Source organism: Bacteroides rodentium JCM 16496 (assembly GCF_000614125.1).
Lineage (GTDB): Bacteria > Bacteroidota > Bacteroidia > Bacteroidales > Bacteroidaceae > Bacteroides > Bacteroides rodentium.
Genome location: NZ_BAKJ01000010.1, coordinates 25,798 through 48,739, shown reverse-complemented (window position 1 = coordinate 48,739; position 22,942 = coordinate 25,798). Strand labels below are relative to the sequence as shown.

The window sequence follows — 22,942 nt, the reverse complement described above, 5'->3', positions numbered from 1 at the left end:
TCAAGTAGATGGCAAAGCTTATCATATTCTCAGCCCCTTCGGGCTCCGGCAAGTCAACGATTATCAACTATCTGCTGACTCAAAATCTGAACTTGGCATTCTCCATCTCAGCCACCAGCCGCCCGCCCCGCGGAACGGAGAAAGATGGAGTGGAGTATTTCTTTCTGACTCCTGACGAGTTCCGTCGTCGCATAGCCAATGATGAATTTCTGGAGTACGAAGAGGTATATCAAGACCGCTTCTACGGAACACTGAAGGAGCAGGTGGAAAAGCAATTGGCCGCCGGACAGAATGTAGTGTTCGATGTGGATGTAGTGGGTGGTTGCAATATCAAGAAATTCTATGGTGAGCGTGCTTTGTCTGTTTTCATTCAGCCACCTTCAGTGGAGGAATTGCGCAAACGCTTGGTGGGGCGCGGAACAGATGCTCCCGAAGTGATAGAGAACCGAGTGGCGAAAGCCGAATACGAACTGGGCTTTGCACCGAAGTTCGATACCGTGGTTGTGAACGATGACCTGGAGACGGCCAAAGCGGAAGCATTGAAAGTAATCTCTCAATTCTTGAACGAATGAAACAACGTGGAGGAGTGCACAACCTGTCGGCACCGAGGAGGAAGAACAGCCCGAAGCTGAACAAGGCATTGCTGATTATCAATAGCGTTCTGTTCGTCTGCTCCCTTGTTGTGGGTGTATTGTATATACATCATGGCGAGCCTCGTTCCAGTGTTTCAATGTTTCTTATCTCTGTAGTGACGATTTTCAATGCTTGGGCTGCCTGGCGTGCGTTGAAAGGATGCTCTTTGTAAGTTACTTTTAACAGACCTCTTCTTCCGTCGTAGTACTATTCAATGCTCCTCCGGGGAGGAGGAGTACCCGAGGGGGAGGTGGTAGCGATACACACAGATATTCACTTAAATAATATGAATATAGGAATCTTCAGCGGCTCGTTTAATCCGATACATATCGGACACCTTGCCCTCGCCAACTATCTTTGCGAATACGGGGACCTGGACGAAGTGTGGTTTATGGTCACCCCCCACAATCCGCTGAAGGAAGAAAATGAACTGATGGATGACAGGTTACGCCTGAAGCTGGTGCAGCTAGCCACTGAGAGTTATCCCAAGTTTCGCGCTTCCGATTTTGAGTTCCATCTGCCTCGGCCTTCTTATACTGTTCATACGTTGGATGCGCTGAAACGGACTTATCCCCAACACACTTTCCATCTTGTCATTGGTTCGGACAACTGGAGGCTGTTCCACCGTTGGTACGAGTCGGAACGCATTATTGCCGAAAATCATCTTCTGGTCTATCCCCGTCCCGGCTATCCGGTAGAGACCGCCTCTTTACCGCAGAATGTACGGACTGTTTCTTCTCCGGTATTCGAAATCAGCTCCACTTTTATCCGTCGGGCCATGGAGGAGGGAAAAGATGTACGCTACTTCCTGCATCCGGCAGTGTATGCTGAGTTGCAGTCACGGCTCTTTCATTTGCCCTACATTACTCATGGCCGGGAGTCAACTGGAGTTATATAAATGAAAGAGCATGAAATTGCAATGAAAAAACTTTCGTATCTGCGTGGCGCTTTCACTTTTATTGCTTACTTTTGACAATTGTCAACCTTGGGTTGAAATTGAATGAATATCCGCATTTGCTATGAATGGAATAGAGGAGCAAGCTTTAAGGGAAGAAAACAAACGGCTGAAGAAAGAGCTGGATTTGTTACGAAAGGAAGTGAAACAATTGGCTGAACAAGAAACCCATCAAATGATGAGGGCCATTTTTCATGAACTTCCTTCGGCCATTCTCATCAAAGATATAGAGGATGATTACCGCTTCTATATTATCAATAGGAAATTCGAACAGATGTGTAATATTTCCCAGGAGTCGTTGGTGGGCAAGACGGATTATGAAATATTTCCGAAAGAGGAAGCCGACAAATACCGGAAGGATGATGTGGAAGCGTCTGCATATACGGAAGAAGCTCCGATGCTGATTCATGAAATAGTGACTTCTCCGGATCGCAGTGTCAGTACTCATTTACAGACAGTCAAGTTCTCTTTTAGTTTCAAGGGGAAGAGATTGCTGGTCTGTGTAGGCAATGATGTCACACTACAGCACCAGATGATGGAAAAACTGCAGGATGCACTGAATAAGGCAGAACAGGCAGATAGGCTGAAGTCGCGGTTTATTGCTAATATGAGTCATGAAATCAGGACTCCGCTGAATTCCATCGTCGGATTTTCCCAGCTTATCGTCGAGGCGGAAAACAAGGAACAACAAGAAGAGTACTCTCGCATTGTCGCATTCAACAACAATCTCCTGTTAGCTCTTATTGATGATGTCCTGAATCTTTCAATGTTGGATTCCGGCTGTATGAGCTTTAAGGAAACTTTATTTGATTTCCCTAAAATGTTCGGTGAACTTGCGGTGCTTATGAATGCGAAGGTAAGTAACCCGAATGTGGAATTTATCTGTGAGAATCAGTTCGAAGAACTGACAGTCAAGACTGAACGTGACCGCATCGTCCAAATTATCACCCATCTGGTGGCGAATGCCGCTAAATTTACCCAACATGGATACATTAAGATGGGATACACCTGCAAGAATGGAGGACTGGAAATCTATGTGGAAGATACGGGTATCGGCATCGATGCGAAGCAGCAGACAGAAATATTCGACCGTTTCAAGAAAGTGAATCCTTTTGCGCAAGGTACCGGCTTGGGATTGTCTATCTGTAAATCCATCACAGAGCAAATGAATGGCAGAATCTGGGTGGAATCGGAATTGGGCAAAGGCTCCGTTTTCTATGTGTGGATACCTTGCCTGCAAGTATGAACTTTTAAAATCTTTTGTCATGAGAAAAGAACTACTGTTACTGGGAGCATTCGGTATACTGACGACAGCGACGCTTTGTGCGCAAGAGTTTCATTTGCAACCTACTCCCCAAGAATATATTACGCAAAAAGATTCTGTTGATATTCCCCGACAATACCAGATCCTTTCCGGCAATTCTTTGCAGGACGGACCTGCGTTGCCTTTACTCCGTTCGTTGATGCCGGAAGAAGTGCTTGGCGCTTCTTTCCGTGTATATATAGGAGTGAAAGGAGATAAGATTATTAAGAAATACCAACATAGGATTCCACGCAAATCCGAAGGTTATTTCCTGAAAATAGAAAAAGGCTGCATCGTCATAGCCGGTGCTGACGAACGTGGAGCGTACTATGGTGTACAGACTCTTGCGCAGTTGCTTGCTTTAGACAAGCTGCCTTTGGCTGAAGTGACGGACTATCCTGATGTTCCCTATCGGGGTGTAGTAGAAGGTTTTTACGGTGCTCCCTGGAGTCAGAAGGCGCGTATACGCCAGCTTGATTTTTATGGTCGGAACAAAATGAATGTCTATATCTATGGACCGAAAGACGATCCTTATCACCGGACTCCCAACTGGCGCAAGCCTTATCCTACTCAAGAAGGAGAAGAGTTGAAAGTATTGGTGAATAGGGCGAAGGAGAACAATGTCATTTTCTATTGGGCCATTCATCCGGGCCAGGATATTCGCTGGAATGAAGAAGACCGTTCGTTATTGTTGCAGAAGTTCGAAAGCATGTACCAGTTGGGTGTGCGTGGTTTTGCCGTTTTCTTTGATGATATTTCGGGTGAGGGGACAAAGGCGGACAAGCAGGCTGAACTGTTGAACTATATTGATGACCATTTTGTAAAAGTCAAGCGGGATGTTGCACCGTTGATATTGTGTCCCACAGAGTACAACAAGTCATGGACCGATGTGGAGGGAGGCTATCTCACTACGCTTGGTGATAAGTTGAACGAGGGTATCAAGGTGATGTGGACTGGTGATATGGTAGTTACTACTATAGATAAGTCTACGTTGGACTTCGTCAATCCGCTGCTGAAACGTAAGGCGTACATTTGGTGGAATTTCCCCGTTTCGGATTATGTACAAGACCATTTGCTGCTAGGGCCGGTTTATGGAAACGGGCTTGATATAAAAGATGATATGTCTGCTTTTGTTTCCAATCCGATGGAACATGCCGAGGCCTCCAAAATCTCTCTGTACAGTGTAGCTGATTATACTTGGAATATGGAGAATTATGATAGTGAAACTTCTTGGAAACATGCAGTCAGAGACCTTATGCCACTTCATGCCGAATATTTGGAAATCTTCGCTGCTCATAATTCCGACCCGGGACAGAATGGACATCGCTTCCGCCGTGAAGAGTCCGTTGCCATTCAGCCTGCTCTCTCTGCCTTGTTGAAAGCCTATCAAGAGAAAAGTGAGATAGATGAAGATGCCTATCGGCAGGTAGCTGAGGAATGCCGGAAGATAATCGTTGCCGCTGATGGATTGCTTGCGTCGGGAAATGAGAATCGTCCGTTGATAACTGAAATAAGCCTTGGCTCATTCAGTTCAAACAAGTGGGAGAGTATGGTGCGGAGGTGCTGAACATGATGCGCCTGCGGCAGCAGAAGGATAAATTTGTAGGTAGCTACGAACACGCCCGCGCCCTGCTGGTGCTGATGGGTGAGACGGATGCCCAATATAAAGCGGGCATAAAGAGCGGCAGCCTGCATCTGATGCCTACTTTCAATGCTTTGTTCGAAGCGGTGACAACGGGCTATAATGCTGCGTTCCATGCCGGGCTTGATACAAAGGCTGTTTATTCTCCCTACACGTTGAAGAGCGACGTGAATCAGTTGGCTTCGCTTCCTATTCAGCAGAAGGGAAAGGTGAATACAATTATTCCGTCCAATGAAGTCATCAACTGGCAGGCAGGCGGTGTACTGACCATTTCGATGGATTATGCCCGCCAGTTGAGTTCGGTACTTATTGATTTGGGAGATGCGGAGGTAGCTAATTCTAAGTTTAAACTGGAAGTAACTTCGGATGGTACAAACTGGCAGGCGGTGGATTTGAAACCGGGATACAGAACGCAGGTGAAGGCATCTCTCAAGGATTTGAGCGTTGCGAAGATGAGGCTGGTGAATGTATCCGACACAGAGCAGAAGGTGTATTTCAAAATGTTCCGTTTTACGGAGAATTGATATGGTTCCTGATTCTTAAAATAGAGTTACGCGCGTGGGACGATGCTCCCCGTTATTCTTAAGATCGGAATGACGGGGAGCACTTTTTTAGGAAGTTATTCAAGGCATTTGTCCAAGTCGCGGATGATTTGCTCTTTATCCATATTTTGTCCGATGAATACTATCTTCAGCATGCGGTCGCCGTATTGCTCGTCCCAGTCTCTTAGCAATCCCGGTTCTTGGCGCATCAGTTCTATCATGTCTTCTTCGGGGGCGGTGGCATACCATTGTCCGGCTTCAGTTATTTTCTTCTGTACACCTGCTTGTTCAAAGAGGAAGGACATGTCGCGGTTGTGGCTGAAGTAGCAGACACCCTTGGCGCGGATAACGCTGCGGGGCCATTTGGTAGCGACATAGTGGTCGAACTTATGAATGTCGAATGCGGGACGGCGGTAGTAGACAAATGTGCCAATGCCGTATTCTTCTACTTCACCTCCTTCGTGATGGTGGTGATGACATTTTTCGTGATGATGTTCGCTTTCATGATGATGTTCATCTTCGTGATGATGACCCTCTTCATGATGGTAATGCGCCTCTTTTTCCTCCTCTTCGCTTACTTGTTGCTCTATGCCACGAATCCACCCGGCGGAAGTTGCGGCACGTTCAAAGTTAAAGAGGTGGGTATGGATAATCTTATCCAGGTCTACATCTGCATAATTGCACTCTATAATTTGGGCACCGGGTTGCAAGGTACGGATAATCTGCCTGATACGTTTTAATTCCTCGGGCTGTACTTCTGCTGCTTTGTTCAGCAGGATAATATTACAGAACTCAATCTGCTGAATGATGAGGTTCTCTATATCTTCCTCATCAATGCTTTTGCGTGTCAAGTCATCTCCGCAAGAAAATTCACTTTGCAGACGTAAGGCGTCCACCACGGTGGTAATGCAGTCTAAGCGGCAAATACCGTATTTAGTATACGCCCCTCCCATATGAGGAATGGAGCAGAGTGTTTGGGCAATAGGTTCCGGCTCACAGATGCCACTCGCCTCAATCACAATGTAGTCGAAGCGTTGCATCTTCATGATTTCGAACATCTGCTCTATCAAGTCTGTCTTCAGCGTACAGCAGATACAGCCATTCTGCAGAGCTACCAGGCTGTCGTCCTTCTTTCCCACCACGCCACCTTTCTGTATAAGGTCTGCGTCAATGTTCACCTCGCCTATGTCATTGACGATAACGGCAAACTTGATGCCGCGTTTGTTAGAAAGGATGTGATTTACCAACGTCGTTTTGCCACTGCCCAGGTAACCGGTTAACAGCAGTACGGGGATTTCTGTAGTATTCATAATCGTTTGATTTTATTCAATGATGATGGTCTTTTTTCATTAACTTCCGCAAAAGTATCTGATTTATGTGACAATGGATTGGAAAAGAGACAAAATTTTGTTTCTTCTATATTATTAAACAGAAAAAAGGTGAAAAGCTTTGAGCCCCTCACCTTTCTTCTGTTATAGTTGTACTATGGCTTTAGTCCTTACACAATTCCTTGTGCCATCATAGCCTTTGCCACCTTCATAAATCCGGCCACATTGGCACCCTTCACGTAATTTACATAACCGTCAGCTTCTGTACCATATTGCACGCAAGCTTCGTGAATGTTCTTCATGATGCTCTTCAATTTCTCGTCCACTTCCTCTGCACTCCAGCTCAACTTGATGGAGTTCTGAGTCATTTCGAGTCCGGATACTGATACACCGCCAGCATTGGCTGCCTTACCCGGAGCATACAGAATCTTTGCATCCTGGAATACTTTGATGGCTTCCGGTGTAGAGGGCATGTTGGCGCCTTCGGATACTGCCATTACCCCATTAGCTATCAACTGACGGGCATGGTCGCCATTCAATTCATTCTGAGTGGCAGAAGGCAAAGCGATATCAGCCTTTTCGCCCCAAGGCTTGGCTCCTTCCACATATTTCACACCCGGATATTGTTCAGCATATTCGCGGATACGTCCACGATAGAGGTTTTTCAGCTCCATGATGTAATCCAACTTCTCACGGTCGATACCTTCCGGATCGTATACATAACCGTCAGAATCGGACATTGTCAATACTTTACCACCCAATTCCAATACTTTCTCAGCAGTATATTGAGCTACGTTACCGGAACCGGAAATCAGACAAGTCTTGCCTTTCAGGTCGGTACCCTTAGTCTTCAACATTTCCATCAAGAAGTAGATGTTACCGTAACCGGTGGCTTCCGGACGAATCAGCGAACCGCCGAATTCACGGCCCTTACCGGTGAAAGTACCCGTAAATTCATGAGCCAGCTTCTTATACATACCGAACATGAAACCTACTTCGCGACCACCTACACCGATATCACCGGCAGGTACGTCTGTTTCAGGACCGATATGACGCCACAACTCCAGCATGAAAGCCTGAACGAAACGCATGACCTCAGCATTTGACTTGCCGCGCGGAGAGAAGTCCGAACCACCTTTACCGCCACCCATAGGCAGAGTTGTCAATGAGTTTTTAAATGTCTGCTCGAAAGCAAGGAACTTCAGGATGCTCAGGTTTACAGAAGCGTGGAAACGAACACCGCCTTTATAAGGGCCAATGGCATTGTTGTGCTGTACACGATAGCCCATGTTGGTTTGTACGTTACCTTTATCGTCTACCCAAGTAACACGGAATTGGTAAACGCGATCGGGGATGCAAAGACGTTCAATCAGATTGGCTTTGTCAAACTCCGGATGCTTGTTATACTCTTCTTCAATCGTAGAAAGAACTTCTTCTACTGCTTGATGATACTCCGGTTCGTTGGGGAACCGTCTTTTCAGGTCTTCTAATACCTTAGCTGCATTCATAATCTATTTCTTTTATTGGTTGCTACTATATGTTACCTAAAACAATTCGATTTTCGGTTTGTTTCCTTTTCCTCTCATTGCGGTTGCAAAAGTACACATAAAAATGAAACGAGCAAACATTTTATAAAGAAAATGCGGTATAAAACAACAATTTTATTGTTTTATACCGTAAAATGGAATAAAAAGATATTATTTATCCTCTTTTTAGAGACTTTATGACGGGAATAAACACTAAAGCCGCCGAAATGGCAAGCGTTAGGATGATTGGACCGTCAATTCGTTCGACAGATATCAAAACAATGTAGCAAAGTGCTGCCCAAAGCAGCACAATGCAAACTATTTGGAATTTTGATAACGGTCGTCTCATTTGGCTGCCTTCTTTTTGTCTACGATAGCATCGATAACTGCTACTGCAGTGATGTTAACGATATCGCGCACGGAGCTCTCAAAATCGGTAAAATGGATAGGCTTGTTCAATCCCATTTGGATAGGACCAATCAGTTCGGAGTCCGTATCCATCGCCTGCAACAGCTTGTAAGCAGAGTTTGCAGAACTCAAGTTCGGGAAAATCAGTGTGTTTACGTCTTTTCCTTTCAAGCGCGTAAACGGATACTTGGCATCACGCATTTCGCGGTTCATGGCGAAATTCACCTGCATTTCTCCGTCAATGGCAAGGTCAGGATAGTTTTGTTGCATATAATCCACTGCTTCGTGTACACTTACCGGGCTGCCTTCTTTATCCGCACCGAAGTTGGAGTAACTCAACATGGCCATTACCGGTGTATGATTAAAGAAGCGGACGGTATATTCCGATAGCTTGGCAATATCGATCAGCGTTTCAGCATTGGGATGACGGTTAATCAGCGTATCGGCTAGGAAGTATGTACCTTTTTTGGAGTTCAGGATATGCATGGTGCCGAAATGCTTGTATTCCGGACGGATGCCGATGACTTCCTTGGCAACCTTGATGGTATTGCTGTATTTGGTGTAAAGACCTGTGATGAAAGCGTCTGCTTCACCCGTCTCCACCATCATCATACCGAAGTAGTTACGTTCGAACATTTTGTCGTTGGCTTCTTCGTAAGTGGCTCCTTCGCGGGCACGTTTTTCAGATAGAATGCGGGCATAGCGTTCACGGCGTGGCGCTTCATCCGGATGACGCAGATTTACTATCTCGATACCTTCAAGGCTAAGGTCTAGTTCTTTTGCCAACTTCTCGATGGCTTCGTCGTTGCCCAATATAATAGGATGGCAGATACCTTCAGCCTTGGCTTCCACAGCAGCTTTCAGCATATTGGGGTGGATACCTTCGGCAAATACCACACGTTGCGGGTTGCGGCGGGCGGTGTCGTAGAGTTGGCGGGTCAGTTTGCTTTCTTGCCCCATCAGTTCTTTCAGGTGTTGGCGATAAGCTTCCCAATCGGTAATGGGGTTGCGTGCCACTCCGCTTTCTATGGCTGCCTTTGCCACTGCCATGGATACTTCAGTGATAAGGCGTGGGTCGACGGGTTTTGGAATGAAGTAGTCGGGACCGAAGGTGAAGTTATTCACGTGATAGACTTCGTTCACTACGTCGGGTACGGGTTGTTTGGCCAAGTCTGCGATGGCATGCACGGCGGCCAGTTTCATTTCTTCGTTGATGGCTTTGGCTGCTACATCCAATGCGCCACGAAAGATATAAGGAAACCCGATTACATTGTTTATTTGGTTGGGGTAGTCGCTGCGTCCGGTGGACATCAATACGTCGGGGCGGGCAGCCATGGCATCTTCATAAGAGATTTCGGGCACGGGATTGGCAAGGGCGAAGACGATAGGTGTATCGGCCATGCTTCGTATCATGTCTTGTGTCAAAACGTTACCTTTAGAAAGGCCGAGGAATACATCGGCATTGCGAACTGCTTCTTCCAGTGTGTGGATGTCGCGGCGGTCGGTGGCAAAGTAACGTTTGGTCTCATTGAGTCCTTCACGGTCGCTGCTGATTACTCCTTTGGAGTCCAGCATCACGATGTTCTCGTGCGTGGCACCCAATGCCTCATACAGTTTTGTACATGATATGGCGGCAGCACCGGCTCCGTTCACAACAATCTTTACGTCTTCTATTTTTTTGCCTGCCACTTCCAAAGCATTCAACAATCCTGCGCTGGAGATGATGGCTGTGCCATGTTGGTCATCGTGCATCACGGGGATGTCCAACTCTTCTTTCAAGCGACGTTCTATCTCAAAGCATTCGGGAGCTTTGATGTCTTCTAAGTTGATGCCGCCGAAAGTGGGAGCGATGGCTTTGACGGCTTCCACGAACTTGTCCACGTTCTTTTCGTTGACTTCAATGTCAAAAACATCGATGCCGCCGTAGATTTTGAACAGCAGTCCCTTACCCTCCATGACCGGCTTGCCTGCATGGCGCCTATATCACCCAGCCCAAGTACGGCAGTACCGTTGGAAATAACTGCAACAAGATTGCCTTTTGCTGTATATTTATATGCATCTTGCGGGTTTTTCTCAATTTCGAGGCACGGCTCTGCAACGCCCGGAGAGTAGGCGAGAGAAAGATCGGTTTGTGTACTGTAAGGCTTGGTGGGTACTACTTCAATCTTACCCGGTTTGCCTTGCGAATGGTAGAGCAAGGCTGCTTCTTTGGTTATTTTAGCCATGGTAGAATAGTTAAATTGGTTATAATTTGGCTGCAAATGTAGGTATAAAAGTTCTAAATTGTAGCTCGCTGTCAATAAAATCTATTACTTTTATCAGTTAATTAGCTTAAAATGCTTATTTTTGGCATCAGATTTTAGAGATTACCCCCATTTATTAACTTAACACATGAGTTGCATGAGAATTTTGAAACTTCCTCTGGCAGGATTATTATTTTGTGTAATGGCACTATTTGCTGGATGTAAAACGAGTAATGAACCTAAGGCACCGGTTGCTCTGACCTGGGAAATGGGTGCAAGTGACATCGAACCCGGATATTATGAGAATACCTTTATTCTCAAGAATATCTCTCAAAAACCTCTAAAAAAGAACTGGACGATTTACTATTCACAGCTTCCCCGAGGGTGAAGCAGGAAGGAGCCTCTGAAGTGAAGGTAGAGGTAGTGAACGGTAATTTTTTCAAAATGTATCCGACAGACGAATTTGCTCCGCTGGCTCCCGGTGATTCCATGCGGATCACTTTCCTTTGCACTTACAAGCTGGACCGGAACTCCCATGTACCGGAAGGAACTTATTGGGTGGAGACTGTGGATGGTAAAGAGGGCAGTCCGTTGCCCGTGGCTTTGAAGGCGCTGCCGCTTCCTTCTCCCGAGTCAATGAGCGGCTATCCGGATGCGACTAAGATTTATGAATCCAATCTTCGCTTGGCTGGTGCTCCTGCTTTGGCGCAGTCAGACATTCTTCCGTCTGTAAAGAAAGCGGTAGCTATTGAAGGCGATAATGTCGTATTGGAAGGCAAGGTAGCTTTGGCATTTCCGGAGAACTTTGCCGGTGAAGCCAAGTTGTTGAAAGAGAAACTGACAGGTTTGTATGGTTTGGAAGTTGTCGGAAATGCTTCCGTGAAGATTGTGCTGGAAGAACTGCCTGATAGGAAGGAGGCCGTAAATGATGAATATTATACTATCAATATAGGTGACAACCTGATAAAAATCAGTGCTGCCACTCCTCATGGCATCTTTAATGGTACACAGACACTTTTGTCAATGTTGAAGGACAAGCAGACACCTTATTTGCTGGAGGCAGTCTCCATTCGGGATTATCCGGACTTGGCGTATCGTGGACAAATGATAGATATTGCCCGTAATTTCACCGCTCCGGAGAACTTGAAGAAACTGGTGGATATTTTTGCATCTTATAAATTGAATGTCCTGCATTTCCATTTTTGTGATGATGAAGCCTGGCGTTTGGAGATTCCCGGTTTGGAGGAACTGACTGCTGTGGGTAGCCGTCGCGGGCATACCACTGACGAAAGCCAGTGCCTCTACCCATGTTATGACGGTGGCTATGACCCTGATGCAAAGACTGTAGGTAATGGATATTATAGCCGCGAGGAATTTATTGATTTGCTGAAGTATGCTGCCGAAAGACATGTCCGCATTGTTCCGGAAATAGAATCTCCGGGGCATGCCCGCGCTGCCATTGTCTCCATGAAGGCACGCTATAACAAATATTTTGAAACCGATCCGGGGAAAGCTACAGAATATATGTTGAGTGAACCGGAAGATACTTCACGTTATGTTTCTGTACAATATTATACGGACAATGTGATGAATGTCGCCTTGCCTTCTACTTACCGTTTTATGGAGAAGGTGATTCAGGAACTTAATGCAATGTATCAGGAAGCCGGTCTTTCACTGTACACAGTGCATTTGGGTGGTGACGAAGTGCCTCGCGGCGTGTGGATGGGCTCCCCGAAATGCCAGGAACTGATGAAGGAGAAAGGCATGACGAAAGCTCATGATTTGTCGGAGTATTTCATTACGCAAATGGCGGATGTGATGCAGAAGAACGGACTGAAATTCAGTGGTTGGCAGGAAGTTGCTTTGGGGCATACCGAAGAGGCTCATCAACAGTTGAGGGACCAGGCTGCCGGTGTATATTGCTGGAATACTGTACCGGGCTCTGATGAAGTGGTTTATCAGACAGCCAATAACGGTTACCCGGTCATCCTTTGCAACGTGGGCAATTTCTATATGGATATGGCTTACAATGGTCATCCGGACGAGCGTGGACTCGATTGGGGAGGTTATGTGGATGAGTCTGTCTCTTTCTCTATGCTTCCTTTCAGCATTTATCGTTCGCTGCGTGTGGATATGGCAGGCAATCCCATTGATTTGAATAATGCGGAAAAGGGGAAGACTGCTTTGACAGAGATAGGCAAGAAGCATATTATGGGTGTACAAGGGCAATTGTTCGCCGAAACTATCCGTAGTTTTGATGGCGTGGAATATCTTCTTTTCCCAAAAATATTAGGGCTGGCAGAACGTGGCTGGAATGCCCATCCGGCATGGGAAAATTTATCCGGTATACGGGAGGAGCAGGCTTTCAATCAGGCTTTGGCACTTTATTATGAGAAAATCAGCAAGAGTGAAATGCCTTATTGGGCAAAGCATGGGATTAACTTCCGCTTGCCTCAGCCGGGTTTATGGATAGAAGAGGGAAATCTGTTTGCTAATGTGGCCATTGATGGGGCTGAGATACGTTATACGACTGATGGGTCGGAACCTACTGCCCAGTCTGCTTTGTGGCAGGAGCCGGTGAAATGCGATGCTTCGGTATTGAAGGCAAAGACGTTCTATCAAGGAAAGGAAAGCTTGCCGATAACGTGGCAGGTAAAATAATTGTTGTAATATTAGGCGCGAATTACGTGGATGTAATGGACTAAATCCGTGAAATCCGCGTAATTCGCGCCTAAAAAAATATCAAGAAAGTTTTTAAATTTCTATCCTTATCAAGCGTTCAGCGCTTGTTCTATATCCGCAATAATATCCTCTGCATTCTCTATACCTACCGAGAAGCGAATCAGGTCGGGGCGTACACCTGCCTCCATCAGCTGCTCGTCTGTCAACTGGCGGTGTGTATGACTGGCTGGGTGCAGCACGCAAGTACGTGCATCGGCCACATGAGTCACGATGGCCGCCAGTTTCAGTGAATCCATAAACTTGATAGACTCTTCCCGTCCGCCCTTCAAGCCGAAGGTGACAACGCCGCAAGAGCCGTTCGGCATGTACTTCTGTGCCTGCTCGTAGTATTTGTCACCCGGCAGACCACAATAATTCACCCAAGCCACTTTATCGTTCTGGGCAAGATACTCGGCTACCGCTTGTGCATTCTTGCAATGTTGGGGCATACGCAGGTGCAGTGTTTCCAGACCCAGGTTCAGCAGGAATGCGTTTTGTGGAGACTGGATGCTGCCCAGGTCGCGCATCAGTTGGGCTGTAGCTTGGTGATGTAAGCCATTTTGCCGAAGGCTTTCGTATAAGTCAGTCCGTGGTAAGACTCGTCCGGTGTGCACAGTCCGGGGAATTTGTCGGCGTGTGCATCCCAATCGAAGTTACCGCTGTCTACAATGGCTCCACCTACGCTTGTGGCATGTCCGTCCATGTATTTGGTAGTAGAGTGTACTACGATGTCGGCACCCCACTCAAACGGGCGGCAGTTGATAGGGGTAGGGAAGGTGTTGTCCACAATCAAGGGCACGCCGTGGCTGTGGGCAATGCGGGCAAACTTCTCTATATCGAGCACTTCGAGCGTAGGGTTGGAGATGGTTTCGCCGAATAGGGCCTTGGTATTGGGGCGGAAAGCAGCGGAAATTTCTTCCTCGCTGGCATCCGGGTTGACGAAAGTGACGTCGATGCCCAATTTCTTCAAAGTCACTCCGAAGAGGTTGAATGTTCCGCCATAGATGGTAGAGGAGCAAACAAAATGGTCTCCTGCCTGGCAGATATTGAAAATGGCATAGAAGTTGGCTGCTTGTCCGCTGGATGTCAGCATAGCGGCCACACCACCTTCGAGGGCGGCAATCTTGGCGGCTACTGCATCGTTCGTAGGATTCTGCAGGCGGGTATAGAAATAGCCGCTGTCTTCAAGGTCGAACAAGCGTGCCATCTGCTCGCTGGTATCATATTTGAAAGTTGTACTTTGATAGATGGGGAGTACACGGGGCTCGCCCTTTTTAGGAGTCCATCCGGCTTGTACGCACAGCGTCTCCGGCTTGAATTGCTTTGCCATAATGCTATATGTTTTAAAAGTTTCTTATCTATTATCGCGTAAGTTGTCGCAAAAGTAGGGAAAAATTATAATTTTGTGCTTAAGTATGGTAAAATGCTATAAATTAGCGGCTGGAAATTTGTAGCGAACCGAATAAATGATGAATAATTGGAATATGAAACGCATACTTTGTTTACTGACCATCCTCTTTTGCACTTTGTTTGCTTTTAATGCTTCGGCTCAGGAGGAGCGCGATAGTCCGAGATGTGGAGAAGGAATCTCTGCTTTCCTGGAACGTAACAAGCGCCCGGGGAGAGCCTATTATAAGGAGTTTTTGGAGCTGAACAAGAAACTTCTTAAAGGGAAGGAGGAATTGCGGCTGGGAGTGAAGTATGTACTGCCCCCATTATCAAAGCCGACCGGCAATGGGAAGAAGACAATCAATGAACCTTTGTTCGGGAAAGCGCTTGCCGATGTAAAAGTGACATCCAACCGTTTGCAGGGCGCTTGTTTTTATGTAGTGAGCGGACATGGAGGCCCCGACCCCGGAGCTATCGGCAGAATCGGTAAAATAGAGCTGCATGAAGATGAGTATGCCTATGATGTGGCTTTGCGTCTTGCCCGTAACCTGATGCAAGAGGGGGCGGAAGTCCGTATCATTATCCAGGATGCCAAAGACGGAATCCGTGATGACAAGTACCTTTCCAACAGCAAACGTGAGACATGCATGGGAACTCCCATACCCTTGAACCAAGTGGCACGTCTCCGGCAACGTTGCGCCAAAATCAATGAGCTTTACAAGAAGGACCGCAAGAACTATAAATATTGCCGTGCCATTTTTCTTCATGTGGACAGTCGCAGCAAGAGCCATCAGACCGATGTGTTCTTTTACCACTCTAAAAGCAAGCCCGACAGCAAGCGTCTGGCTAAGACCATGAAGAAAACTTTCGAATCGAAATATGACAAGCACCAGCCTAACCGTGGGTTTACCGGAACTGTCAGCGCACGCAATCTTTATGTGCTAGCCAATACTTCTCCCGCTTCCGTATTCGTGGAATTGGGAAATATCCAGAACACTTTTGACCAGCGCCGTTTTGTAATCAGTTCGAACCGCCAGGCTTTGGCCAAGTGGATGATGGAGGGTTTCATCACGGATTATAAAAAGGCGAAATAAGGACAATCAACTCTGGCTCTCCTTTTTCTTTTCGTGTACCACCACGACTGTAACGGCCGTTATTATCAACGCCATGCCGATGGCGCTGGCCGGTGTGAAGCTTTCATTGAATATCAGGCAACCGATAGCTACGGCTGTCAGAGGTTCCAAAGCCCCGAAGACGGAAGTCAGTGTAGCCGATGTGTTTAATGGCTTTTACCAGGGTGATGTTGGATATGGCTGTTGCCGGCAGTGCCAGTCCGAGAATATTCAGCCATGTGTGGGTATCATTGGCCAGCCGGATGCCTCCGGTCAGACATCCTCCTATAATAAAGAACAAGGCTCCCAGCCCCATTACGTAGCATGTCAATGCAGTGGAGGGAATCTGCACGGCACGGCTCTTCCTTACTCCTACGATATATCCTCCGTAAAAGAATACGGACAGACCGGTAGCAATCAGCCCGATGGTCGTGTTTCCTCCTTCAAAGTCTATTTTGCCGGATGACAAAAGTCCAGCTCCGCTTAGTGACACCAACACGGCAAACAGAATGGCGAATGACCTCTTTTCTCCGAAAAAGCCCATCATGGCCAGTGCCACGGCCAGCGGATACATGAAATGAATGGTGGATGCCACTCCGCTGGCTATGTTCTGGTAGGCGATGACCAGACTGAAGGAGGTAGCTGCCCGGAGCAGGCTGAGGATGAACACCGTTCCCCAGTCTTTCCTGCTGATGCGGAATGTCTCGCCCAACATAATGCCGAAAACGACCAGGGCAAGTGAAGCTATTCCCCATCGGTAGGCCAATACTTCGAAAGAGGAAAAGCCCGCAAGGAGTAATGAAATGGTGAAGAAAGGAGCCAGCCCGAAGGTGGCAGAGGAGAGAGCCGCATATATAAACCCTTTTATGGAAGCATTGTGCATCTTTTATCTTGATTTTAATGGAGGTTTTAAAATTATCTGTTTGCATCAATTACTTGATTCGCATTGCGTCGTGCAAAATTAGTGAATAAAAACAAGCATACAGACAAAGGAATGTCCCTTTTTTACAATACAGTATAGATATGGGTATTTAATATCGTATCGACCGGCTTGCCTGATATTTATTCGTTCCATCATGAGATAAAAATCATTCCACCGCGGAGTAAAAATCGTTCCACCGCGGAGTAAAAATCGTTCCACCGCGGAGTAAAAATCGTTCCACCGCGGAGTAAAAATCGTTCCACCGCGGAGTAAAAATCGTTCCACCATGGTGGAACGATTTTTACTCCATGGCGGAACGAATACTTGTTCGCTGCCCGGCTCCTAAACTCTTCCGGGGAGAAATCCTGATGGCGCCGGCAGAACAGTTTGCCTACTCTACCGGAATATAAATTTCTGTCAACAGTTCCTCCGGCGCCGTATCTGCGGGGTTGTTCAGGTAACGTTCAGCACTGGACTCATCCCGTAAGCTACATTCCATTTCGGGGATATACTTCCCGTAGATGGTATCGTATACGGCCTGCAGATGTTCGTATGGACCTTTGTATAGGAATATGGCATAGCGGCCTGCCGCGAGCTGTTTAAATCCTATGTCTCCTTTGGCCGTTGCAAATGAGGGTAGGACCATACATACATCGGTACGCAGCTTTTCAGCGGGTGTCACTTTGGGGTCATCGTGATAGATACAGTAGGGCATCACTTCTCCCATAGGCAGTTTTTCTTCCTGGATGAACTGGCAAAGGCGCATCCATGCGCTGCAATAGTCGTTCAGTTTATAGTCGCCAAAGAGGCGGATGTAAATCACATTGCGGGCAGGAACTTCTTTGATTTCGTGTTTCAGTTCCAGTTCCGGACGAATAATGGCTGGTTTCATAATTACAAAGTTTTTATTATTACGATACTCTAATGGTGAAATGCCATAGAACTGCTTGAATACTTTTGACAGTGACGAAGGCGAAGAGTAGCCTATACGGTAGGCTATGTCCGCTATCGGCATGTCCGAGTAACGAAGCAACCGGGCAGCGGCTTCGGTACGCGTCCGGACAATGAACGTACCGACGGGTTCACCCAGGAAAGCTTTCATGATACGGTGGAAGTAGAAGGGAGAGAAATGGGAAATCCTGGCCAAAGATTTCAGGTCAATTTCTTCTCCGAGGTGCAGATTTATATAATCCACTACTGCGTTCACGCACTTTTGGTATTCCTCCTGGGTTGTCTTTTTCTGCAGCATGGCTCTATTGGGCTTTTTCATGTTGCAAAAATAGGAGGAAAAGAAATAGGTTACTTGTCCGATGTTGCTATAAATGCAATATCTTTAAATAAGATAAGCTATATCCCGGCACAACTTTTTCGTGCAAGCATGAAAGTTTTGCATTCGATTTGCAATATCTTTGCATTTCAGATGAAAAAACAAATGCTTGCAGATGACCGAGGAGATTAAAAGACAACTTTGGGAGTGGGCGGCGGCCTATCATTGCGCCGGCTTCATTCAGAACGACCCCGTACAGTTTCCACATCGCTATGAACGGAAGCAGGATATTGAAATCAGTGGGTTGCTGACTGCCATCATGAGTTTCGGCAACCGTAAACAGATATTGAAAAAGGCTGATGAGTTGCATAGGTTGATGGGGGTATCGCCTCATCAATACGTATTATCTTGCCAATGGAAGAAGGACTTCCCTGCTACGGACAGAAACAGTTTTTACCGAATGCTTTCTTATGCTGACTTTCATTCTTATTTCAGGCGTTTGCATGCTGCCTATTCTGCTTTTGACAGTCTGGAGGATGCCTTATGTACGTATGCCGGTAATCCGATGGAAAGGTTATGTGCATTTTTAGAAGTCTCGGCGAAGAGTCCCCAGAAGAAACTGAACATGTTTTTGCGCTGGATGATAAGGAAAGGTCCGGAAGTGGATTTTGGTATTTGGGAGAGATTTGATTGCAGGGACCTGATTGTGCCTTTGGACACGCATGTCTGCCGTGTGGCCTATGCTTTGGGACTCACCGAGACAGAAACATTTTCTTTGAAGAATGCCCGCCGGATTACTGAAGCTCTGGCAGAGGCCTTTCCGGACGACCCGTGCCTGGGGGATTTTGCTTTGTTTGGAAGCGGAGTTAGCGGAGTATTGTAGCGTGTTACCAGTCTATTTCTTGTATCCCTCTGCTCCGTAAGAAATCGTTGGCTTTACTGAAGTGCCTGCAACCGAAGAATCCGTATTCGGCAGAACGTGGGGACGGATGGACGGTAGTCAGAATCAAGTGTCTGCTGCTATTGATTAAAGCGGCTTTTTCTTTGGCGTATGCTCCCCAAAGCATGAATACAAGATTCTCCCGTTCATCACTCAGTTTCTTGATAACAGCGTCTGTGAAGGTTTCCCATCCCATGTTCCGGTGCGAGCCGGTTTCGTGGGCACGTACTGTGAGGACGGAATTCATAGGAAACACGCCTTGCGCTACCCAACGGTCCAGATTTCCGGAAGTCGGAATGGGCTTTCCTAAGTCCTGATGTATTTCCTTGAATATGTTTGCCAGAGAACCGGGAATGGCTATTCCTTTCGGTACGGAAAAACAGACTCCATAATACTGACCGGGATTAGGATAAGGGTCTTGTCCGAGTATGACGACTTTCACTTTCTCGAACGGGCAAGAGTTGAAGACGTGGAAAATCTGATGGCCGGGAGGTAGCACGTTGGCATGCCCGTACTCACTTTTTACAAATGCTACCAGCTTCTCAAAATAAGGTTTGTCAAACTCCTCTTGCAGGCGTTTTCTCCAGCTTTCTTCTATTTTTACGTTCATAAGAGTCTTGCAGTTACATATGAATAGGAAACGATGTTGCAAAAATACAAATAATCCGGATGAGGCGGATGCATTTACGAGTATAAAGAATGTTTTAATTATTGTATGAAACGATAGTTATTTTGAGTAAGTTTATTACTTTTGTGGTGCAATGCCGGACACTAAGCATAAAGCCGCCATTGCTGAGGTTGAACTGATTGGTAAAATAAAGGAATGGAAAATTTTCATCGTATGGATGCTTGTCCGGTACGGGATGTACTGAGCAAGTTGGGAGACAAATGGACAATGCTTGTGCTGGTCACACTGAAAGCGAATGGAACGATGCGCTTTTGCGATATACAGAAAACCATAGGGGATATTTCCCAGCGGATGCTGACGGTTACATTGCGCTCATTGGAGACGGACGGGCTGATTGTCAGGAAAGTCTATGCGGAAGTTCCTCCCCGTGTGGAGTATAACCTTACGGAAACCGGATGTAGCCTGATGCCGCATATTGAATCTTTGGTAGGATGGGCATTGGAGCATATGAATGATATTTTGAATCGGCGCAGTCTGCAGAGCTGATGGGGCGATATGCAAAGGGGGGGGCGAAACTGGTATTCACCACAGATTACACGGATTAACACAGAATGAGCTTAATCTACCGATAATCAAAGATGCTTATCTGTGCAAATCCGTGTAATCTGTGGTGAATTTAGACACACCCCTTCAGAAGTTTCCAAGTGCTTGTTTTATTTCTTGGCATCGGCAAAATTGTGAACTTTGTTTTTCAGATTGTCAGCTTTCTCTGCGGCCTCATGGGCCATCTTGTCCGCTACTTTGGTGCCAACGTGCAATGCTTCTTCTTCAGCAGTGTTGATGAACTCCTTGGCTTCGCCACTTGCTTTGTGGATGGCACGGCATATGGCATCTTCCAGCCTTTTAGCTTTCTCCGTACGGGAGAAGTGGTAGGCCAATGCACCGGCAACCGAACCTATTCCCAGTCCGATCCAGAAATTAGAATCTTTACATTTCATAATCAAGTCAGTTTTTAATAGTTAAAGTTAGAATCAATTCTGATGAGACAACATACTTGCCAGAGATTGGTTCATCCGGCGGGAAAGGAATTAATAACAATTTACTTTTGTTGGTGGAGAGATTTATTCTGCTTAAATTTGCGATGCACTTAAAATTTATACAAGTATGATTAGATTAAATGTTTTTATTCAGGTAAGTGCGGAGAACCGTGCCGCAGTATTGGAATCTGCCAAAGAACTGGTCGCATATTCCTTGAAGGACAATGGATGCATTGCCTATGATGTGTTTGAGAGCGCCACTCGCAGCGATGTTCTTATGATTTGTGAAACATGGAAAGATGCAGAGTCATTGTCTGCCCATGAAAAAGCGGACCATTTTGTGGCCCTGGTGCCCAAAATCCAGGGGCTGGCTGCCATGAAGTTGGAAAAATTCGAGTTCTAAATCAGTAATTTGAGGTAGTAAGGGGTTGTGTGATCATGCGTAAATAAGTATATTTGTGCATTCTTAATATACATATTTATGCTGATTACCCTTATTATCCTTGTTCTCTCCGCTGCCTTTTTTGTAGCAGGCAAAGTCCGTTCGGACATTGTGGCGCTTTGTGCGCTGATTGGTTTATTGATATTTCAGATTCTTACTCCTGAAGAGGCCCTTTCCGGCTTCTCCAACTCGGTGGTGATTATGATGGTGGGCTTGTTCGTTGTGGGCGGCGCCATTTTTCAGACCGGGCTGGCTAAAATGATAAGTTCGCGTATTCTAAAGCTGGCAGGCAAAAGCGAGCTGAAACTCTTCTTACTGGTTATGCTGGTTACCTCTGCCATTGGTGCTTTTATGAGCAATACGGGAACGGTGGCTTTGATGCTGCCTATCGTGGTGAGCTTGGCACTGAGTGCCGGAATGAATCCTAGCCGTCTATTGATGCCTTTGGCTTTTGCCAGCAGCATGGGTGGTATGATGACACTTATCGGTACACCTCCTAACTTGGTCATTCAGAATGCATTGACGGGAGCAGGCTTTGAACCGCTGTCTTTCTTCTCCTTCTTGCCGGTGGGCATTGTGTGCGTGATAGTGGGAACTTTGGTTTTAATGCCTCTGACCAAATGGTTTCTCTCCAAGAAAGGCAAAAAGAATGACGGAACATTGTCGGGCAAATCATTGAACCAACTGGTGCAGGAGTACGGACTTTCCAGCAATCTGTTCCGTTTGAGGCTGTCAACGACTCCCGTCTGATAGGAAAAACCATCATAGACTTGGATGTACGCCGCAAGTATGGCCTGAATATCATTGAAGTACGGCGTGTAGACTCTTCCCAACATAGATTCCTGAAAACTATTACCCAGAAATTGGCATCACCCGATACGACTATTTGGGTGGGCGACGTGCTTTATATTACGGGAGAGGTGTCGAACGTAAACCGTTTTGCTGAAGACTTTTTAATGGAAATGCTCGACGGGCATACCACTGAAGAAGCCTCCAAAGCAGACAAGTCCCTTGACTTTTATGACATTGGAATTGCCGAAATCGTGTTGATGCCTTCTTCCAATATCGTGAACCAGACAGTGAAGGAAGCGGGATTCCGTGATAAATTTAATGTAAATGTACTGGGCATCCGTCGTAAGAAGGAATATATCTTGCGCGATTTGGGGCGTGAGCGTATGCATAGTGGTGATGTTTTGCTGGTGCAGGGTGCATGGCAGGACATCGCACGGATAAGCAAGGAAGATTCCGATTGGGTGGTATTGGGGCAGCCTTTGGCGGAAGCCGCCAAAGTGACACTGGATTATAAGGCGCCCATAGCTGCAGCTATCATGGTGCTGATGGTTGCCATGATGGTCTTCGACTTTATTCCGGTGGCCCCGGTGACAGCGGTGATGATTGCCGGCTTGCTGATGGTGCTGACGGGATGTTTCAGGAATGTGGAAGCCGCCTATAAAACGATAAACTGGGAAACGATTGTACTCTTTGCAGCCATGCTCCCCATGTCTCTTGCACTTGAAAAAACCGGTGCCTCGGAATATATATCCAACAGTCTTGTAAGTGGATTGGGCAGTTATGGTCCTATTGTGTTGATGGCAGGTATCTATTTCACCACTTCATTGATGACCATGTTCATCAGCAATACGGTGACGGCAGTGTTGATGGCCCCTATTGCTCTTCAAAGTGCGATTCAGATTGGAGTAAGTCCCGTTCCGTTTTTGTTTGCTGTGACGGTTGCGGCAAGCATGTGTTTCGCTTCCCCGTTCTCTACACCGCCCAATGCACTGGTGATGCCGGCAGGACAATATACATTCATGGATTATATAAAAGTGGGGCTCCCGTTGCAGATTATTATGGGAGTGGTGATGGTATTTGTGTTGCCGTTGCTGTTTCCTTTTTAGGCCCGA

General features: G+C 46.5%; 13 protein-coding genes and 6 pseudogenes. 11 read left to right on the top strand and 8 right to left on the bottom strand.

The annotated features are described in order from the left end of the window. Positions 1 to 8 precede the first annotated feature (8 nt). From gmk to JCM16496_RS06345, 5 genes and pseudogenes are all read left to right on the top strand, one after another. Positions 9 to 572, top strand: a complete 564-nt coding sequence (gene gmk / locus JCM16496_RS06365) for a guanylate kinase (protein ID WP_025833104.1) — start codon at positions 9 to 11, stop codon at positions 570 to 572. Continuing rightward, a complete protein-coding gene (locus JCM16496_RS06360) occupies positions 569 to 805 on the top strand; it encodes a hypothetical protein (protein WP_025833103.1) in 237 nt (78 codons plus the stop codon). Before gmk ends, JCM16496_RS06360 begins: the two co-directional genes overlap by 4 nt. A 114-nt stretch (positions 806 to 919) precedes the next feature. After that, the gene (nadD, locus tag JCM16496_RS06355) at positions 920 to 1,531 is read left to right on the top strand and encodes a nicotinate (nicotinamide) nucleotide adenylyltransferase (protein ID WP_025833102.1); all 612 of its coding nucleotides are present in this window, start codon (positions 920 to 922) and stop codon (positions 1,529 to 1,531) included. 121 nt (positions 1,532 to 1,652) lie between these two features. After that, complete coding sequence (locus JCM16496_RS06350; protein ID WP_025833101.1) at positions 1,653 to 2,834, top strand: PAS domain-containing sensor histidine kinase; 1,182 nt, start codon at positions 1,653 to 1,655, stop codon at positions 2,832 to 2,834. Between the two features lie 19 nt (positions 2,835 to 2,853). Continuing rightward, a pseudogene (locus JCM16496_RS06345) lies at positions 2,854 to 5,057 on the top strand (beta-N-acetylglucosaminidase). Positions 5,058 to 5,152: 95 nt separating this feature from the next. On the opposite strand, the gene JCM16496_RS06340 reads toward JCM16496_RS06345, so the two are convergent. The 3 genes and pseudogenes from JCM16496_RS06340 to JCM16496_RS06330 form a co-directional block, all read right to left on the bottom strand. Then, entirely contained in the window at positions 5,153 to 6,385 is a 1,233-nt protein-coding gene (locus JCM16496_RS06340) for a GTP-binding protein (protein ID WP_025833100.1), read from the bottom strand. Between the two features lie 188 nt (positions 6,386 to 6,573). After that, on the bottom strand, positions 6,574 to 7,911 hold the full coding sequence (locus tag JCM16496_RS06335; RefSeq protein ID WP_025833099.1) for an NADP-specific glutamate dehydrogenase: 1,338 nt from the start codon (positions 7,909 to 7,911) through the stop codon (positions 6,574 to 6,576). A gap of 363 nt (positions 7,912 to 8,274) precedes the next feature. Continuing rightward, a pseudogene (locus tag JCM16496_RS06330) lies at positions 8,275 to 10,562 on the bottom strand (NADP-dependent malic enzyme). A 175-nt stretch (positions 10,563 to 10,737) separates the two neighbouring features. Between JCM16496_RS06330 and JCM16496_RS06325 the strand changes: the two are divergent. Further along, positions 10,738 to 13,241, top strand: a pseudogene (locus JCM16496_RS06325) (family 20 glycosylhydrolase). A 110-nt stretch (positions 13,242 to 13,351) separates the two neighbouring features. Here the strand turns inward: JCM16496_RS06325 and JCM16496_RS06320 are convergent. Further along, positions 13,352 to 14,631 (bottom strand): annotated as a pseudogene (locus JCM16496_RS06320) (O-acetylhomoserine aminocarboxypropyltransferase/cysteine synthase family protein). Positions 14,632 to 14,767: 136 nt separating this feature from the next. On the opposite strand from JCM16496_RS06320, the gene JCM16496_RS06315 reads away from it, so the two are divergent. Beyond that, positions 14,768 to 15,784, top strand: coding sequence for an N-acetylmuramoyl-L-alanine amidase family protein (locus JCM16496_RS06315; protein ID WP_025833097.1), 1,017 nt, complete (start codon positions 14,768 to 14,770; stop codon positions 15,782 to 15,784). 6 nt (positions 15,785 to 15,790) lie between these two features. Here the strand turns inward: JCM16496_RS06315 and JCM16496_RS06310 are convergent. Both JCM16496_RS06310 and JCM16496_RS06305 read right to left on the bottom strand, forming a co-directional pair. After that, positions 15,791 to 16,685 (bottom strand): annotated as a pseudogene (locus JCM16496_RS06310) (DMT family transporter). A 430-nt stretch (positions 16,686 to 17,115) separates the two neighbouring features. Then, a complete protein-coding gene (locus JCM16496_RS06305; RefSeq protein WP_025833095.1) occupies positions 17,116 to 17,973 on the bottom strand; it encodes an AraC family transcriptional regulator in 858 nt (285 codons plus the stop codon). 193 nt (positions 17,974 to 18,166) lie between these two features. Here JCM16496_RS06305 and JCM16496_RS06300 point away from each other — a divergent pair, with 193 nt between their 5' ends. Further along, a complete protein-coding gene (locus JCM16496_RS06300; protein ID WP_025833093.1) occupies positions 18,167 to 18,874 on the top strand; it encodes a TIGR02757 family protein in 708 nt (235 codons plus the stop codon). Positions 18,875 to 18,878: 4 nt separating this feature from the next. Here JCM16496_RS06300 and ung read toward each other — a convergent pair whose 3' ends face one another. Then, complete coding sequence (gene ung / locus JCM16496_RS06295; protein ID WP_005832994.1) at positions 18,879 to 19,541, bottom strand: uracil-DNA glycosylase; 663 nt, start codon at positions 19,539 to 19,541, stop codon at positions 18,879 to 18,881. 213 nt (positions 19,542 to 19,754) lie between these two features. Here ung and JCM16496_RS06290 point away from each other — a divergent pair, with 213 nt between their 5' ends. Further along, positions 19,755 to 20,105, top strand: a complete 351-nt coding sequence (locus tag JCM16496_RS06290; protein ID WP_025833090.1) for a winged helix-turn-helix transcriptional regulator — start codon at positions 19,755 to 19,757, stop codon at positions 20,103 to 20,105. A 167-nt stretch (positions 20,106 to 20,272) separates the two neighbouring features. Here JCM16496_RS06290 and JCM16496_RS06285 read toward each other — a convergent pair whose 3' ends face one another. Further along, positions 20,273 to 20,557 carry a DUF4748 domain-containing protein gene (locus JCM16496_RS06285; protein ID WP_025833089.1) on the bottom strand — a complete coding sequence of 95 codons (285 nt, stop codon included), beginning with the start codon at positions 20,555 to 20,557 and terminating at the stop codon, positions 20,273 to 20,275. A 166-nt stretch (positions 20,558 to 20,723) separates the two neighbouring features. Here JCM16496_RS06285 and JCM16496_RS06280 point away from each other — a divergent pair, with 166 nt between their 5' ends. Beyond that, positions 20,724 to 20,999, top strand: coding sequence for a putative quinol monooxygenase (locus JCM16496_RS06280; RefSeq protein WP_005826936.1), 276 nt, complete (start codon positions 20,724 to 20,726; stop codon positions 20,997 to 20,999). A 78-nt stretch (positions 21,000 to 21,077) separates the two neighbouring features. After that, positions 21,078 to 22,936 (top strand): annotated as a pseudogene (locus JCM16496_RS06275) (SLC13 family permease). Positions 22,937 to 22,942: the final 6 nt, after the last annotated feature.

Bases quoted from the DNA above. Each gene is read 5' to 3' on its own strand.
- gmk (WP_025833104.1), top strand. From the start codon at position 9: ATGGCAAAGCTTATCATATTCTCAGCCCCTTCGGGCTCCGGCAAGTCA.
- JCM16496_RS06360 (WP_025833103.1), top strand. From the start codon at position 569: ATGAAACAACGTGGAGGAGTGCACAACCTGTCGGCACCGAGGAGGAAG.
- nadD (WP_025833102.1), top strand. From the start codon at position 920: ATGAATATAGGAATCTTCAGCGGCTCGTTTAATCCGATACATATCGGA.
- JCM16496_RS06350 (WP_025833101.1), top strand. From the start codon at position 1,653: ATGAATGGAATAGAGGAGCAAGCTTTAAGGGAAGAAAACAAACGGCTG.
- JCM16496_RS06340 (WP_025833100.1), bottom strand. From the start codon at position 6,385: ATGAATACTACAGAAATCCCCGTACTGCTGTTAACCGGTTACCTGGGC.
- JCM16496_RS06335 (WP_025833099.1), bottom strand. From the start codon at position 7,911: ATGAATGCAGCTAAGGTATTAGAAGACCTGAAAAGACGGTTCCCCAAC.
- JCM16496_RS06315 (WP_025833097.1), top strand. From the start codon at position 14,768: ATGATGAATAATTGGAATATGAAACGCATACTTTGTTTACTGACCATC.
- JCM16496_RS06305 (WP_025833095.1), bottom strand. From the start codon at position 17,973: ATGCTGCAGAAAAAGACAACCCAGGAGGAATACCAAAAGTGCGTGAAC.
- JCM16496_RS06300 (WP_025833093.1), top strand. From the start codon at position 18,167: ATGACCGAGGAGATTAAAAGACAACTTTGGGAGTGGGCGGCGGCCTAT.
- ung (WP_005832994.1), bottom strand. From the start codon at position 19,541: ATGAACGTAAAAATAGAAGAAAGCTGGAGAAAACGCCTGCAAGAGGAG.
- JCM16496_RS06290 (WP_025833090.1), top strand. From the start codon at position 19,755: ATGGAAAATTTTCATCGTATGGATGCTTGTCCGGTACGGGATGTACTG.
- JCM16496_RS06285 (WP_025833089.1), bottom strand. From the start codon at position 20,557: ATGAAATGTAAAGATTCTAATTTCTGGATCGGACTGGGAATAGGTTCG.
- JCM16496_RS06280 (WP_005826936.1), top strand. From the start codon at position 20,724: ATGATTAGATTAAATGTTTTTATTCAGGTAAGTGCGGAGAACCGTGCC.